The 15,120-nt window shown below is 69.9% G+C and carries 18 protein-coding genes; 9 read left to right on the top strand and 9 right to left on the bottom strand.

The window, feature by feature from the left end:
- Positions 1–530 precede the first annotated feature (530 nt).
- Positions 531–1,163: an NAD(P)-dependent oxidoreductase gene (locus L942_RS36185; protein ID WP_037368935.1), complete on the bottom strand. Its 633-nt coding sequence runs from the start codon at positions 1,161–1,163 to the stop codon at positions 531–533.
- A gap of 87 nt (positions 1,164–1,250) precedes the next feature.
- Here L942_RS36185 and L942_RS36190 point away from each other — a divergent pair, with 87 nt between their 5' ends.
- Positions 1,251–1,814: a TetR/AcrR family transcriptional regulator gene (locus tag L942_RS36190; protein ID WP_037368936.1), complete on the top strand. Its 564-nt coding sequence runs from the start codon at positions 1,251–1,253 to the stop codon at positions 1,812–1,814.
- On the opposite strand, the gene L942_RS36195 is transcribed toward L942_RS36190, so the two are convergent.
- Positions 1,811–2,296: a GbsR/MarR family transcriptional regulator gene (locus tag L942_RS36195; RefSeq protein ID WP_037368937.1), complete on the bottom strand. Its 486-nt coding sequence runs from the start codon at positions 2,294–2,296 to the stop codon at positions 1,811–1,813. The genes L942_RS36190 and L942_RS36195 overlap by 4 nt on opposite strands.
- Before the next feature lie 94 nt (positions 2,297–2,390).
- Here L942_RS36195 and L942_RS36200 point away from each other — a divergent pair, with 94 nt between their 5' ends.
- Positions 2,391–3,290 carry an ABC transporter ATP-binding protein gene (locus tag L942_RS36200; protein ID WP_037368939.1) on the top strand — a complete coding sequence of 300 codons (900 nt, stop codon included), beginning with the start codon at positions 2,391–2,393 and terminating at the stop codon, positions 3,288–3,290.
- Complete coding sequence (locus tag L942_RS36205; RefSeq protein WP_037368940.1) at positions 3,287–4,879, top strand: ABC transporter permease; 1,593 nt, start codon at positions 3,287–3,289, stop codon at positions 4,877–4,879. The genes L942_RS36200 and L942_RS36205 overlap by 4 nt, the downstream gene beginning before the upstream one ends.
- A 2-nt stretch (positions 4,880–4,881) precedes the next feature.
- Here the strand turns inward: L942_RS36205 and L942_RS36210 are convergent, their stop codons facing one another.
- Positions 4,882–5,223, bottom strand: coding sequence for a hypothetical protein (locus L942_RS36210; protein WP_037368941.1), 342 nt, complete (start codon positions 5,221–5,223; stop codon positions 4,882–4,884).
- A 119-nt stretch (positions 5,224–5,342) separates the two neighbouring features.
- Here L942_RS36210 and L942_RS36215 point away from each other — a divergent pair, with 119 nt between their 5' ends.
- Complete coding sequence (locus L942_RS36215) at positions 5,343–6,584, top strand: MFS transporter (protein ID WP_037368942.1); 1,242 nt, start codon at positions 5,343–5,345, stop codon at positions 6,582–6,584.
- Here L942_RS36215 and L942_RS36220 read toward each other — a convergent pair.
- Entirely contained in the window at positions 6,555–7,718 is a 1,164-nt protein-coding gene (locus tag L942_RS36220; protein ID WP_037368943.1) for an MFS transporter, read from the bottom strand. The genes L942_RS36215 and L942_RS36220 overlap by 30 nt on opposite strands.
- A 92-nt stretch (positions 7,719–7,810) precedes the next feature.
- Between L942_RS36220 and L942_RS36225 the strand changes: the two genes are divergently transcribed.
- Positions 7,811–8,392, top strand: a complete 582-nt coding sequence (locus L942_RS36225) for a helix-turn-helix domain-containing protein (protein ID WP_037368944.1) — start codon at positions 7,811–7,813, stop codon at positions 8,390–8,392.
- Here the strand turns inward: L942_RS36225 and L942_RS36230 are convergent.
- On the bottom strand, positions 8,389–8,934 hold the full coding sequence (locus tag L942_RS36230; RefSeq protein ID WP_037368946.1) for a TetR/AcrR family transcriptional regulator: 546 nt from the start codon (positions 8,932–8,934) through the stop codon (positions 8,389–8,391). The genes L942_RS36225 and L942_RS36230 overlap by 4 nt on opposite strands.
- Before the next feature lie 182 nt (positions 8,935–9,116).
- Between L942_RS36230 and L942_RS36235 the strand changes: the two genes are divergently transcribed.
- The gene (locus L942_RS36235) at positions 9,117–9,881 is read left to right on the top strand and encodes a nuclear transport factor 2 family protein (protein WP_037368947.1); all 765 of its coding nucleotides are present in this window, start codon (positions 9,117–9,119) and stop codon (positions 9,879–9,881) included.
- Here the strand turns inward: L942_RS36235 and L942_RS36240 are convergent.
- Positions 9,878–10,483, bottom strand: a complete 606-nt coding sequence (locus L942_RS36240) for a TetR/AcrR family transcriptional regulator (RefSeq protein ID WP_037368948.1) — start codon at positions 10,481–10,483, stop codon at positions 9,878–9,880. The two genes, L942_RS36235 and L942_RS36240, sit on opposite strands and share 4 nt — an antisense overlap.
- A 123-nt stretch (positions 10,484–10,606) precedes the next feature.
- Between L942_RS36240 and L942_RS36245 the strand changes: the two genes are divergently transcribed.
- On the top strand, positions 10,607–11,947 hold the full coding sequence (locus L942_RS36245; protein WP_037368949.1) for a flavin monoamine oxidase family protein: 1,341 nt from the start codon (positions 10,607–10,609) through the stop codon (positions 11,945–11,947).
- 7 nt (positions 11,948–11,954) lie between these two features.
- On the opposite strand, the gene L942_RS36250 is transcribed toward L942_RS36245, so the two are convergent.
- From L942_RS36250 to L942_RS36260, 3 genes are all read right to left on the bottom strand, one after another.
- On the bottom strand, positions 11,955–12,740 hold the full coding sequence (locus tag L942_RS36250) for a metal-dependent hydrolase (RefSeq protein WP_037369089.1): 786 nt from the start codon (positions 12,738–12,740) through the stop codon (positions 11,955–11,957).
- A 153-nt stretch (positions 12,741–12,893) separates the two neighbouring features.
- On the bottom strand, positions 12,894–13,247 hold the full coding sequence (locus tag L942_RS36255) for an STAS domain-containing protein (RefSeq protein ID WP_037368950.1): 354 nt from the start codon (positions 13,245–13,247) through the stop codon (positions 12,894–12,896).
- Positions 13,248–13,466: 219 nt separating this feature from the next.
- Entirely contained in the window at positions 13,467–13,772 is a 306-nt protein-coding gene (locus L942_RS36260) for a WhiB family transcriptional regulator (RefSeq protein ID WP_037368951.1), read from the bottom strand.
- A gap of 149 nt (positions 13,773–13,921) precedes the next feature.
- Between L942_RS36260 and L942_RS36265 the strand changes: the two genes are divergently transcribed.
- Positions 13,922–14,338 (top strand): anti-sigma factor, encoded by a 417-nt coding sequence (locus L942_RS36265; protein WP_037368952.1) that lies wholly within the window; start codon positions 13,922–13,924, stop codon positions 14,336–14,338.
- Positions 14,335–15,111, top strand: a complete 777-nt coding sequence (locus tag L942_RS36270) for a SigB/SigF/SigG family RNA polymerase sigma factor (RefSeq protein ID WP_037368953.1) — start codon at positions 14,335–14,337, stop codon at positions 15,109–15,111. Before L942_RS36265 ends, L942_RS36270 begins: the two co-directional genes overlap by 4 nt.
- The last annotated feature ends 9 nt before the right edge of the window (positions 15,112–15,120 follow it).

Consider the following 15,120-nt stretch of genomic DNA (forward strand, 5'->3'; position numbering starts at 1 on the left):
TGGCCGCGCGCGCCCGCAGCGACGAACGCGGCGCGGCGGCGAAGCCGGGCCATTGGGACCGGCCGGGCACCACCTGCGAGACCACCGCCGGAGCAGCAACGCCTTGGCCCGCACGCCCGCAGCGACGAACGCGACGGCGTCGCAAGGCCAGGCCATCAGGAACGGCCGCGCACCGGCCGCGAGACCACCGCCGGAGCACCAGCACCTTGGCCCGCACGCCCGCAGCAGCGAAACGCGACCGCGTCGCGAAGCCAGGCCATCAGGAACGGCCGCGCACCGGCCGCGAGACCACCGCCGGAGCACCAGCACCTTGGCCCGCACGCCCGCAGCAGCGAAACGCGACCGCGTCGCGAAGCCAGGCCATCAGGAACGGCCGACCACCGGCCGCGAGACCACCGCCGGAGCACCAGCACCTTGGCCCGCACGCCCGCAGCAACGAAACGCGACCGCGTCCCAAGGCCAGGCCATCAGGAACGGCCGCGCACCGGCCGCGAGAACCCCCGCCGGATCGACTCGTGCGTCGACCAGCCTCAGCCCTGCGAGATCGACACCGTCTTCCCCACCAGGGAATCGTCCTCGGCCGCGTCCAGCAGGTACCGCGCCACGTTCGCTCGCGGGATCTGGGAGCTTCCCCGCACGTCCCGCCCTACCTCGCTGCGCACGCTGGCCCGCGCGGGTTTGTCGGTCAGCCGCGTCGGCCGCACGATCGTCCACCGCACGTCCGGAGCCTCGTGCAGGATCGACTCCATCCGCCGGAGGTCGGCGTATCCGTTGCGGAGCACCGCACCCAGCAACGGCTTCAGCACCAGCCGCGAGAACAGGCTGTCTCCCTTCGCGGGCAGGCCGGACGCGCTCACCACCACGAACCGCGTCCGCGAGCCGTGCAGTGCGGACACCACCGAACGGGCGCCGTCGGAGTTGACCGTCGTCGGCTTGAGATCCGTAGGGCCGAGGGCCAGGACGACCGCGTCCCGGCCGGTGACCGCGTCGGCCAGGCCGGGGTCGGTCAGAGAGTGCACTGCGACGTCCAGCCGGGGGTGCTCGGGCACGGTCAACCGCGCGGGGTCACGGACCACCGCGGTCACGTTCCATCCGCGGGCCAGCGCTTCCCGCACCGCCAGGCCGCCGGTCCGGCCGCTCGCGCCCAGGACGGTGATCTTCATGAGACGCCTCCAAGGAGGGGTGAGTGAACACTTACCAGCTAGGGTAAGTGAACACTCACCCGCTGAGAAGACCCTCAGGGAGCACGCATGGGAAGCCGCGAGGAGATCGTCGCCGCAGCTGCGACGGTCATGCGGGAGCAGGGCTACGCACACGCCACGACCAAGGCGATCGCGCAGGCCGCGGGCTACTCAGAAGCCTTGCTGTACAAGCACTTCCGCGACAAGACCGCGCTCTTCCTCGCGGTACTGAAAGAGGAGTTGCCCGATCTCGCCGCCACGGCGGCGAGGCTCGCCGAGCATCCGGAAAAGGCAGCGCTCGGCGACAATCTCGCCGAGCTGACCACCACGGCGCTCGCCTTCTACTGCGCGAGCTTCCCGATCTCCGTCTCGATCTTCTCCTCGCGGGACCTGCTCCGCACCCACCGGAACACCCTCGAAAACGGTCCCGACCTGCCGATCGAGCACGTCGCCGGCTACCTCGCCGCCGAGGTCGAACTGGGCAGGCTCCGCGCCGATCTCGATGTCGACGCCGCCGCCCGGCTGTTGCTCGGCGCCTGCTTCCAGGAGGCCTTCCTCGCGTCCTTCGAGGAACGCCCGCCACGAGCAGACCTCGCCCGCCGGCTCGCCGCGACGCTGGAAAAGCTCGGTTAGTCCCGGTTCTTCCGCAGCTCGTGCCACCGGTCGTACAGGTTGTTGACCTCGACCAGCATGAACGCCAGGAAGTCCCGCATCTCGGCCAGCCGCTTGCCGGCGGGAGTGTCCGGACCGAGCGCCTCGATGCCCTCGGTGGCCGCGTCGCGCCACATGATCAGAAACCGGTCGCGCTTGAGGAACGTGGCGTACCAAAGGTCGTCGTAGAGCTGGTAGTGGTCGCGCCGCTCGCCGGGTTCGCGCACCTTCCGCACCAGGCCGACCTGGTCCAGGTACCGCACCGCGCCGGAGATCGCGGCCGGGCTCACCGACAGCTGCTCCGCCAGCTCGGCGGCCGTCAGCCGCCCCGAGTCGGTCGTCATCAGCGCCGCGAACACCCGCGCTGACATGCGCTGCATGCCGATCTGAGCCATCACGAGGCCGAGGCTCTCGACGTATCGGCGGACGGCGTCCTCGTCTCTCTTCGTCTCCGGCGTCGTCATCCGTCCATCCTCTCCCACGCCCGTCCAGACGATCACTCGGTCCAGACGTTTTCTTAACTTCACAACTTCATGAAAAGAGTGTAGCTTCCGAATCATGGGAAACGCCATCGCGATCTCCGGCCTGCACAAGGCATTCGGCCGGGTAAAGGCCCTCGACGGCCTCGATCTTCAGGTTCCCGCGGGGGAAGTACACGGATTCCTCGGTCCGAACGGCGCCGGGAAATCCACCACGATCCGGGTCCTGCTCGGACTGCTGCGCGCCGACGCCGGCGAGGTCCGGCTGCTCGGCGGCGACCCGTGGCGCGACGCGGCGAGCCTGCACCACCGGCTCGCCTACGTGCCCGGCGACGTCAACCTCTGGCCCAACCTGTCCGGCGGCGAGGTCATCGACCTCCTCGGCCGGCTGCGCGGCGGCCTCGACCAGAAGCGCCGCGCGGAACTCGTCGAGCGCTTCGACCTCGACCCGCGCAAGAAGGGCCGCACGTACTCGAAGGGCAACCGGCAGAAGGTGGCCATCGTCGCGGCGCTCGCGTCCACTGTGGACTTGCTGCTGCTCGACGAGCCGACCTCGGGCCTCGACCCGTTGATGGAGGCCACTTTCCAGGAGGTCATCCAGGAAGAACGCGCGCAGGGCCGCACAGTGCTGCTGTCCAGCCACATCCTCGCCGAGGTGGAAGCCTTGTGCGACAAGGTGAGCATCATCCGCAACGGCCGCACGGTCGAGTCCGGCACGCTCGCGCAACTGCGCCATCTCACCCGCACCTCGATCACCGCGGAGCTGGCCGGCCCGCCGAACGGCCTCGCCAAACTCGCCGACGTGCACGACCTCACAATGGACGGCAACCGCGTCCGCTTCGACGTGGAAACGCGTTCGCTCGAGGACGCGCTGCGCCAGCTGACCCAGATCGGCGTGCGCAGCCTGGAAAGCCGGCCGCCGACGCTCGAGGAACTTTTCCTGCGCCACTACGCGGACGAACTCGAGGCCGGGAAATGACCGCGGTCACCGGCACCGGCCCGCTGATCCGGCTTGCCCTGCGCCGCGACCGGATCGTCCTGCCGATCTGGATCGTCCTGCTCAGCCTTGTCCCAGTGGCCACGATCAGCAGCTACGACCAGTTCTACCCGACCGCCGCGAGCCGGGCCGGGCTCGTCGCGTCGGCCGCCGCGAACCCGTCGTTCGCGCTGCTCTACGGCCCGGCGTTCGACCTCGGCACCGCGGGCGGGTTCATCGCCTGGCGGATGGGCGGATTCCTGGCCCTGCTGACCGGATTGATGGCGGTCTTCACGCTCACCCGGCACACCCGCGCGGAGGAGGACACCGGTCGCGCCGAACTGCTCGCGTCCACCGTGGTCGGTCGATACGCGCCGCTCACCGCCGCGCTCGCGGTGACCGGCGGGGCGAGCGTGCTGATCGGGGTGCTGCAAGCGCTCACGCTGGCGTCCAAGGTGCCCGCCGCGGGCTCGGTCGCGCTCGGGGCCAGCACGGCGCTCGCCGGGTTGGTTTTCACCGGCGTCGCCGCGGTCGCCGCGCAGCTCGGCGAGTACTCACGCACCGCGAACGGCATCGGCACCGCGGTGCTCGGCGTCGCGTTTCTGTTGCGTGGCGCGGGTGATTCGACGACCGACGCGCACTGGCTGTCGTGGCTGTCCCCGCTGGGCTGGGCGCAGCAGATCCGGCCGTTCGCCGAAGAACGTTGGTGGGTACTGCTTTTGCCCGTCGCGACGACGCTCGTGCTGTTTGCCGTGGCCTACGCGCTGCTGCCGCGTCGGGACGTCGGCGTCGGCCTGCTTCCGCCGCGGCTCGGCCCGAGCGAGGCGGCACCGTCGCTGCGGTCGCCGTTCTCGCTGGCCTGGCGGCTGCAGCGAGGTCCGTTGTTCGGCTGGCTGATCGGCCTCGCGGTCGGCGGCGCGTTGTTCGGGACGATCGCGCAGGGCATTTCCGGACTGGTCGGCGGCACCGAGCAGAGCAGGCAGATCTTCGAACGCCTCGGCGGTTCGCACGCACTGGTCGACGCTTTCCTCGCGACGATGGTGAGCCTGTTCGCGATGCTCGCCTCGCTTTACGGCGTGCAGGCGACATTGCGGATGCGCACCGAGGAGACCTCGCTGCGCCTGGAACCGCTGCTGGCGACGCGGGTCGGACGGCTGCGCTGGGCGGCGAGCCACTTGGTGTTCGCGTTCCTTGGCAGCGCGGTGCTCGTGCTCGTCGGAGGCGTGCTGCTCGGACTGTCGAACGGGCTGCGCGGCGGCGACGTCGGCCGTTCGGTCGGGAACATGGTCGCGGCCGTCGCGGTACAGGTGCCCGCGGCGTGGGTGATCGTCGCGGTGGCCGCGCTGATCTTCGGCCTGCTGCCGAAACTGGCGACCGCCGCGTGGGGCGTGGCGGCGCTGGCGTTGCTGATCAGCATGTTCGGGCCGGTCGTCAACGCGCCCCAGGTGCTGCTGGATGTCTCGCCGTTCCAGCATCCGCCGAAGGTGCCCGGCGAGGTGTTCACCGCGGTGCCGCTCGTGGTGTTGCTGGCCGTTTCGGCGGTCGTGCTGGCGGCCGGGCTGGCCGGCTGGCGACGGCGCGACGTCGGCTGACGTCAGCGTTCGTCGCGGAAGAACCCGCTGGTCGGGCCCAGGGTCGTCGGCGGGGGTGCCGGCGGGCTCGACGGAGTCGGGGTGACCGACACCGTGGCCGTGGTCGTGCGCGGCCGCGGGGCCGGGGGTGCCGGAGGGCGTTCGGTCACGGTGACCGGCGGCAGAGGGAGGCCGGTCACCGTGACCGTCACCTGCTGTACGGGCGGCGGGGTGGGCGGCGACGACTCTCCGGCCGGACGCGGCGTGCGACCGGCCACCAGCAGCGCGGCGACGAGCAGCCCGCCGGCCAGCCCGGCCAGACCGGTCACGACGACATAACCCCAGGTGGGAGCGGTGTCCGTCATCCGGCACCTCCTCGCCGCACGGTCCGTCGGCTACGAGGGTTTCGTCGCGTTGATCATAGGCTCCGTTACGCACTGTGCAACTTGCTATATACCGACTCAACTTATATAACACTAACCCTATGAGGGGGATTCTTCGCTCGCCGGATTTCCGGCGGCTCTGGCTCGCCGACGGCCTCAGCCAGGTCGGCAACCGCATCGACTTCCTGGTGATCCCGCTGCTGGCCACCACGACGCTCGCCGCGTCGGTGGCCGAGGTTTCGCTGCTGCGGACGCTGAGCACGCTCCCGTACCTGCTGCTCGGGTTGCAGGCGGGCGCGTGGTGCGACCGGATGCGCAACCGCCCGGTGCTGATCACCGCGGACCTCGCCCGCGCGGCGCTCATCGGCTCGGTGCCGCTCGCCGCGTTGTTCGGGTCGCTGACGCTGGGCCACCTGTACGTCGTGGTGCTGCTGGCCGGCGGGTTCACCGTCTTCTTCAACGTCGCCCATCAGACCTACCTGCCGAATCTCGTCGAACGCGGCGAACTGCCCGCCGCGAACGCCCGATTGCAGACGAACCTGTCCGTCGCCGCGATCGCCGGACCAGGTCTCGGCGGGCTGATCGTGCAGGTCATCGGCAGTGCGGGCGCGATGGCGGTCGACGCGCTGACCTACCTGTGGTCCGCCGCCTGGCTGCACCGCATCCGCACGCCGGAGGCGCGGCCCGAGCCCGCCGAGCGGAACCTCCGCCGCGAAATCGCCGAAGGCCTGCGGATGGTGCTGCGCCATCCGATTCTGCGGGCGATCACCGTCCACAGCGCCGTGTCGAGCCTGTTCCAGTCGATGTTCATGGCGGTGTCGGTGGTGTTCATGGTGCGAGACCTGCGGCTCACGCCGTTCATGATCGGGCTGATCGGCACGCTCTCGCTGACCGGAGCATTGCTGGGCAGCGCGGTCGCCCGACGGCTCGGTGCCCGTTTCGGCGCGGCGCGGGCGCTGTTCATCGGCGGTGCCGTGTACAGCGTTTCCTTCCTGCCCAACGCTTTCGCGACGCCGGGGTGGGGCCTTGCCTGGTACATCGCCGGCGGGATCGCGTCGAGCTTCGGGATCATCGTGCTCGGCGTGTTCACGGTCAGCTTCCGGCAGGCGATCACCCCGCACGAGCTGCTGGGCCGGGTCTCGTCGGTGTCGCAGACCGTGGTTTTCGGTGTCGCCCCGCTCGGCAGTCTGCTCGGCGGCTTCATCGCGGAACTCACGACAACTCGGGTCACGCTCTACGTGTGCGGCGTCGGAATCCTTGCCGCGTCGGTGATTCTCGTTGCTTCGCCGCTTCGCAGGATGCGTGATCTGCCGCTAGCCGAGGGAACGGTCAAGAACGATTAGCGGGACGGCCAGCGCGGCCAGGACGGCTCCGATGAGGCTGACCCACGTGAGGGCTTGGCCAAGCACGGCTGCCGCGAGGACCGGAGTCGCGCTGATGCCCAGCTGAAACGCCGAGACCGTGGTCGCCCCAGCGAGAGTCGGGGCGTCGGCGGCGATGGCGAAGACCCGGCCGTAGATCGCGGGATTCAGCACGAAAGCAGCGATCCCGAGCAGGAACACCGCGGGAATTACGGCCCACCAGCGGTGGATCGCGAGGATCAGGACGACCGAAAGAAGCACGATCGCGACGGCTCCGGCGAGCAGTGCGGCGTGCGGTCGCTGATCGGAGACGCGTCCTCCGATGGACAAGCCGAGGAACGCACCGATCCCGAAAAGCGCGAGGATCGCCGGAATCCAGATCGCGGGAACCCCAGTGACCTCGGCGAGCAGGGCCGAGAGGTAGTTGAACGTGATCATGTACGCCGCGGTCGTCAGGATCGTGATCCCGTAGATGCCCCAGAGCCGCGGCTTGCGGATGGTGGCGAGTTCCCGCGCCACGCTCGGTCTCCCCGTGGAGTCGGTCTTGGTCGCCGGGATCCCGAGCGAACAGGCGACGACCCCAGCGAGCGTCAGCGCGACCACGGCCCAGAATCCGCCGCGCCACTGCGTGAAGTGGCTGAGCAAGGTGCCTGCCGGTCCGCCGGCGACCATCGCCACGCTCAGGCCGCTGACCACGACTCCGGACGCGCGGGCGGTGCGCTCCGGAGCGACCAGGCTGATCGCGGTCACCGACGCGACGGCGAAGTATCCGGCGTAGGAGACCCCCGAGAGCACCCGGCTCACGAGCAAGACCGGGTAGTCGCCCAGCAGTCCGGCGGCGACGCTGGCCGCGAACACTCCTTGCGTGGCCAGCAGGGCGGTGCGGCGGGGCCAGCGCAGGCTGAGCACCGCGAACGGCGGCCCGCCGAGGACGACCGCGAGCGCGAACGCGGTGATGAGAAACCCGGCCGAGGACAGCGAAACCTGGAGATCGCCGGCCACCGCGGGCAAGACTCCGGCCAGAAGAAACTCCGCGCTGCCCATCGCGAACAGGCTGAACGCGAGCAGATAGACGCCGACGGGCAGGCGTGCGGACGTTTGGACGGTCTTGCTCATCACCAACCACCTCCGCGCCCAGCATCGGAATCCACCCGCGAAAGCGGCAAGAAACGTTGCCGTTTCCGGGACGGATCGGTTGACTGCGCGGCATGAGCGACCACCCCACCGTCGACAGCGTGCTCGAACAGATCGCACCCCGGCTGCGGCAGGCGCGGCACAACCAGGGCGTCAGTCTCGCCGACCTCGCCCGGGCCACTGGGATCTCGACCAGCACCTTGTCCCGCCTGGAATCCGGGCAGCGCAAGCCAAGTCTTGAACTGTTGTTGCCGATCACCGCGGCACTGGGCATCCCGTTCGACGAGATCGTCGCCGCGCCGCGGATCGTCGACCCGCGCGTGCCCCAGCAACCCGCGAAGCGCGACGGGCGCGTGCTGATCTCGCTGTCACGGCATCAGGGAGAACCCCGCGCGTACAAGCAGATCATCCCCGCGCACGACGAAGAGCCCTACCTCCGCGCACACGACGGGTACGAGTGGCTCTATGTGCTTCGCGGACGGCTACGCGTGCGCCTGAGCGAGCACGACTTCATCATGGGGCCCGGCGAAGCAGCCGAGTTCGACTGCCACATCCCGCACTGGTTCGGTGCGGCGGGCAAGGGTGCCGTCGAAATCCTCAGCCTCTTCAGCAAGTCCGGCGAACGCATCCACCTGCGCACCGGCCGCCGCGACTAGACCTTCCGCAAGCCGTCGAGCAACACACGCACCAGATGCCGGCTGTCTGGCGTAAACCGCTCCACCGCGAGCGCGCCGACGATGAGCGCGCGCAGGTCTTCGCCGTCGATGTCGGTGCGTACCGCACCCGCGGCCTGTGCGCGTTCCAGAAGCGCGGTGAGGTTCACTCGAAACCGCTCCGCTGCTTCGGCCTTGTACGCGGAACCGCTTGTCTCACCGAGTGCTTCGCAGATCGCTCGGTTACGCGACGCCTGCTCGATGACGCGCGTGAAGAAGTCATAGAACGCTTCGCCTGGCGCGTCGGAGTCGATCAGCTCCTGTGCCTCGACGCCGTACTGCTCCAGCCGTTCCACGACGACTGCCTGGAACAGTGCTTCCTTGCTGGGGAAATGCCGGTAGACCGTGCCCGCGCCGACGCCAGCCAGCCGCGCGATGTCGTCCAGGGGCACGGAAAGCCCGTCGACGGCGAACGCTGCTTCGGCGGCAGCCAGCACCCGGGCGCGGTTCCGGCGCGCGTCCGCGCGGAGCGCAGGCTTCTCCACCGGTTCTCTCCTTTGATCTCAAAGTGGTGCGGTCGTCCGATTCTTCCTTGGAACGATCGTCGCCGCTTCTGACCGTGTCTCAGATCTCCAGGCCTCCGTTGACAACCGGAGTGCCAACTCCGTATCGTCGTAAGCGGGTTGCCCGTTCCGATTATCCCCCGTCTTCCCGAAAGAGGTTTCCGATGCCCCGCACCGTGTCCGAAGTAGCTGAGATCGTCGCCAACGCACTGAGTGCCATCGACGCCGCACCGCTCGCGGAGGTGCTCGCCGAGGACGCCGTCTACGAGATCCCGTTCACCGGCCACCGCTCAGCCGGCCGGGACGCCGTGCTGGCCACGCTCGGCGCGGGCAGCGCGGCCGCGGCCCGGATCGGCCTGGAGAAAGTCGAGGTCACCACCACGGAAACCGCGGACGGGTTCGCCGTCGAACTGGTCGCCGAGGGCCGCAATCCGCACACTGGGCACAGCTACCGGCTCCCGTCCTCCGCCGGGTTGCTGACCGTGCGGGACGGCGAGGTCACCCGGTACCGCGACTATCCGAACCACGGCGCGGCGAGCACGTTGATGGGCACGAAGGAGGTCTTCCAGCGTTTCCTCGACGCGGCGGTCGACAACCGCTGGGACGACCTGGCCGACCTGTACTCCCACGACGTCGTGATCGAAATCCCGTTCGCCCCGGACGGCGTGCCGAAGGTGACGCGCGACCGGGAAGACTTGCGCAAACGCTTTCACCAGGCCGGGGAGCGTCGCCGGATCACCAAGGCGGACCGGGTGGCGGTGCACGAGACCAGTGATCCGGAGGTCCTCGTGGCGGAGTACGACCTGCACGGCGAGTACGACGGCAAGCCGTACGTGTCGACGTACGCGATGGTGGTGACGGTGCGGGACGGGCGGATCGTGCACTCCCGGGACTACTCCGGACCGCCGGTGTTCGCGGAATCGGCCTAGGCGGCGGTGCCCTTCGCCAGCCTGATCGTCATGTCCGCCAACGCCTCGCGCCCTTCTCGAGCACGCGCGTCGTCGGGATCGCAGACGTACTGCAGGATCAAGCCGTCCACTCCGGCGACGATCATGCGCGCGAGGTGGTCGAAGGAAACGGCGGCGGTCTCGCCCGCGCGCTCGGCGGCTTGGCGGCACCAGCGAGCGACGACGCCGGCGTAGCGCGCGTACTGGTGCCGGGCGAGTTCCTCGTGGCCCGGGGTGCGCAGCGCGTACATGGTGAGCTCGTACTGCAACAACTGCAGCTCGCGCCCGCCCTGGACCAGCTTGGCCCAGAAGGTGTCGAGCCCTTGCCGGATCGCGTTCTCCAGGCCTTGATCGGTGGCGGCCGAGGCCTGGAGAACGCCGGCGATCTCGTCGACGACGTCCTCGATCACGGCGCGGAGCAGCTTCTCCTTCGAGGGGAAGACGTACTGCATGGTGGCCAGCGGGACGTCCGCCTGCGCGGCCACGACCCGCAGGGAAGTCTTGGCGACCCCGTGCGCGGCCAGAGCGGCGCGGGCGGCCGCGATGAACTGCTGCCGGCGCACCGACGCCTCGACGTACGGCATGGCCACCCCTTTCGGTCAGTCGACCGAAATCTTGCCACGAACCCTTGCCAGCTGCGGCGGCACTCCTTACGCTGCTCCGAATCGGTCAGTTGACCGAATCTTCGGGACGCACAGGAGCAAGCCATGAAGGTCGTGGTCGTGGGCGCGGGGCTGGCGGGGCTCTCCGCCGCACGGGAACTCGGCGAGGCCGGAGCCGAGACGGTCGTCCTCGAGGCGCGGGACCGGGTCGGCGGGCGGACCGAGGGCGGCGAGATCGAGGGACACCCGATCGAACTCGGCGGCACCTGGATCGGCGAGGGCCACTCCCGGATGCACGAACTCGTCGCCGAACTCGGCCTGAAGACTTTCCGCACCTGGAACGACGAAGGCAAACTCCTCATCCAGCTCGGCGGCAGGCGCGCTCTCGTCAACGGGACGAAGGGTGCGGTCCCGCGGCTCAACCCGGTCGCGCTCGCCGACCTCGCCCAAGGCTTGGCTCGCTTCGGCCGGCTCGCCCGCGGCGTCGACCCCGCACGGCCGTGGACGCACCCGAAGGCGCGGCTGTTCGACAGCCAGACCTTCGAGACCTGGGTCCGGCGCAACCTGCGCACCCCGAGCGGCCGGGCCTACTTCCGGGTCGCGACCGAAGCCGTCTTCGCCGCCGACGCCAGCGATCTGTCCCTGCTCCACGCGCTGTTCTACACAGTCAGCAACGCGGACCTGGAAACCCTCCTCGCGGTCGACCGCGGCGCACAGCAGGATCGCGTCGTCGGCGGTTCCGTCCTCGTGGCGCAACGACTCGCCGAGAACCTCGACGTCAGGCTGTCGACGCCGGTCGCGTCGGTGGCCCACGAAGCCGCCGGAGTCACGGTCACCACTCGCGCCGGTCAGACCTTCTCCGCCGACCGAGTCGTCATCGCTCTCCCGCCGACGCTCGCCGGACGGCTGCGGTACGACCCGCTGCTGCCCGCCTGGCGCGACCAGCTCACCCAGAAGCTTCCCGCGGGCACCGTCGCCAAGACCTTCGCCGCGTACCCGACACCGTTCTGGCGCGAGCAGGGCCTCAACGGGCAGGTCGCTTCCGACACCGGTCCGGTCAAGGTCACCTTCGACGTCTCCCCGCCGGGCGGCGAAATCGGCGTCCTGCTGGGCTTCGTCGAAGGCGGCGAGGCCCGGCGCTGGCAGCGGCTTCCGGCCGACCAGCGCCGCCAAGGCGTGCTCGATTCCTTCGTCCGCTACCTGGGGCCGCGGGCCGCCGAGTCGACCGCCTATGTGGAGAAAGACTGGAGCGCCGAGGAATTCACCCGAGGTTGTTACGGCGCCCACTTCGCCCCCGGCGTCTGGACCAGTTACGGCGACGCGTTGCGGCCCCCGGTCGGCCGGATCCACTGGGCGGGTGCGGAGTACGCGGTGGAGTGGAACGGCTACATGGAGGGCGCGGTTCGGTCCGGCCGCACCGTCGCGGAGGAGATCCTGCGGCTTTGAGCGGGCCTCAGTGCGTCGCGGTCTGCGAAGCCGAGGGCGTGAACAGGTGCTCCGCCGTGGCCACCGTCCAGTCCCACACTCCCGGCACCAGGAGCACGCCCACCAGCACGAACACCGGGAAGACCAGGCGCGTCTCCACCTTCTTCCCGGTGTGCAGCCGCAGCGGTTTCGGCGGGCGGAGTTCGTACCAGGTCTCCCCCGCGATCGGCAGCGGGAACAGGAACGGGCAGCCGGACTCGGTCAGTGAATCGCCGAGGCAGTGCACGAAACACCCGGCCGCGACCGCCACCCCGAGCCAGCCGGAAATGTGCGCCAGCTGAGCGACCCGGTCGTCCGGCGCGGTGAAGTACCACCAGGCCACCGCGCCGCCATACGGCAGCAGCAGCCAATCGCCGAGCGCGCCGGCCGCGAGCAGCAATCCGAACAGCAGCACCCCCAGCACGGCCCAAGCCCCGCCGGCGGCGCAGCCGGCCGAGGTGGCCGCGCCGAGGGCGACCGCGAACAACAGGGTGTGCGAGAGGTGCCGGTGCGTGCCGGTCACCTTCTCGTCGCGCGGGCCCTTCGTCAGGGCGTATACAGCTGCCGACACCCGGCGCAGCAGCCAGGACAGCGCGCCGGTCAGCCAGCCGAACAGGCGGGTCGCGCTGGCGCTCGGATGGTCCAGGTCCGGCAGCAGCGCGAACCCGGCCGTGGTCGCTGCGAAGACCACTGCCTGGTGCACGGTGCCGACGCCGACCGCGGGCGCGAGGGCGAGCCCCGCGCACCAGCCGGTCAGGGCGTGGGTGCGCCCCATCATGGTGGTTGTCCCCCAGGTCGCGAGCCGGTTGCCGATCCGGCCGGAAGCGGAGCAGCCCGCCCGTAACCGCTGTCACGAAGCCATGGGGCCGGTACCGCGGCCGGATCGGCAACGATCGGCAGAGTCAGTCCGCGCGACCGTATCGGGAGATCAGGCCGGAGGTTCCTCCGACACGCTCAGGTGTTCGGCCACGCCGGTGAGCTCGATCACGCGGCTGACCGCCGGGCTCGGCACGACCTCGAGTTCGACGTTCTGCTCCCCGGCCTGCCGCTGGGCGTGCAGGACGACGTTCAGCGCCGATGAATCGAAGAAGGTCACCCCGGTGAGGTCGGCCACCACGCGACGGGAATTCTTGTCCGCGATCAACCCGGCAAGAGCTTCCTGCAGCTGCGGGCTGGTGAGCAGATCGAGCTCACCCGTGACCACCACCCTCGGCTCGGCGGCCGCGGTGTCCAGCGTGAGGCCGAATCCGGGCGGAGTGGCGTTCTGGTCGGCTGCGGGCATGCAGTTTCTCCTCGTCAGGCGCTGCTCCTGCGCCGGTACGCGCCTGTAGTCTCAAGCGGCAACCGTGTCACGGTCCCAAAGCATCTGGAGACCCAACCCTAACCCAGCGGGTGACTGCCGCCGCGTCGGCACACGGCTACACCTTGGCGCGCGGGGCCCGGCGGACGCACAGCACCCCGCGCACCGCAGGTGGGCGCGCGGGTCGTGGGGTCGAACAGATCAGGCGGACACCTTCTTGCGCTTCGCCCGCCGTTCGCGCATGAACAGCTCGCGGCGCTCGATCTCGCCGAGCCCGCCCCAGATCCCGTACGGCTCTTCGACGGTCATCGCGTGCTTGCGGCACTGGGCCAGCACCGGGCAGGTGTGACAAATCGCCTTGGCGCGGGACTCGCGGCGCTCGCGCGCGGAGCCGCGCTCGTTGTCGGTATGGAAGAACAGGCTGCTGTCCGCGCCTCGGCACGAGCCCCGAAGCTGCCACTCCCACTCCTCGGCCACCACGTTCGGCAGTCGGCTCACGTCAGCCATGTCGTCCCCACCTTTCCCGGGATCAGCACTCGACCGCTACATGCCCGCCGGTCGCGGCGGTCAAACCCGGGTTTGGTTTGCTCACCCCCCGGGCATGTGGCAGATCGGGCACGAAAGACTGGCGTGGCACGCCGGAGAGAGGACAGCACGTGGAGGAGAACGCCCCGCTCGAGCGCGAGGACGCACAGCTCATCGAGGTGCGAACGGCGGCTATCCCGCACGTGGTGCCCACCCTGCGCACCATCGTGGCCGACATCGCGATGCGCCAGGACTTCGACCTGGACGCGGTCGAGGACCTGCGGATGGCCGTGGACGAGGCCTGTTCGATGCTGCTGCCCTCGGCCGCCGACGGCAAGCTGACCTGCGTGTTCTCCTGGCTGGAGGGCCGCATCGAGGTCACTGTGTCGGTGGTCTCCGACCGCGCCGACCACGGCGACGAGACCGGTCTGTCCTGGCAGCTGCTGACCGCGCTCGCGACATCCGCGCGGCGCACCGTGACCCCGGCCGACGGCCGGTACCTCTCCCGGGTGCAGCTTGTCCGGGAGAGTGAGGCGGCCAGCTCGTGACGAACCCCGCCGGCGGCGACAAGCCCACCGACGTGGCAGCACTGTTCCACGAGCTGACGCAGCTGCCCGAGCGTTCGCCTCGCCGCGAGGAGATCCGGGACACCCTGGTGCGCGAGCATCTCGAACTGGCGCGCAACCTCGCCCGGAAATTCCGCAACCGCGACGAGGCGATGGACGACCTGGTGCAGATCGCGACGGTCGGCCTGATCCACGCGGTGGACCGCTACGACCCGGCGCAGGGCACCGACTTCCTGGCCTTCGCGGTGCCGACGATCTCCGGCGAGCTGCGGCACCACTTCCGGGACAACAGCTGGTCGGTCCGGGTGCCGCGGCGGCTCAAGGAACTCAACGCGACGATCTCGGCCGCCCGCGAGGAACTGACCGTGCGGCTTTCCCGCGCGCCGAAGCCCAGCGAGATCGCCCGCCATCTCGACGTGCCGATCGAGGACGTCTACGAGGGCCTGCGGGCGGGCCAGGGCCGTTACGGGGCCTCGCTGGACAACCTGCTGGAGAATTCCGCGCACACGCGCTTCGGCGCGCCGGACGCGAACCTCGGCCAGGCCGAACTGCGCGAGGCGCTGCGGCCGATGCTGGACAGTTTGCCCGAGCGCGAGCGCAAGATCGTGGCGCTGCGCTTCGGGTCCGGGATGAGCCAGTCGGACATCGCGCGGCGCGTCGGGGTTTCCCAGATGCAGGTGTCGCGGCTGCTCGCGGCGACGCTGAAGAAGCTCCGTACCGGACTGGCCGAGACTGACCTCACCGAGGGCACCTGATTCGCTTTC

Source organism: Amycolatopsis orientalis DSM 43388 (assembly GCF_000411975.1).
Taxonomy (GTDB): Bacteria; Actinomycetota; Actinomycetes; order Mycobacteriales; family Pseudonocardiaceae; genus Amycolatopsis; species Amycolatopsis orientalis_D.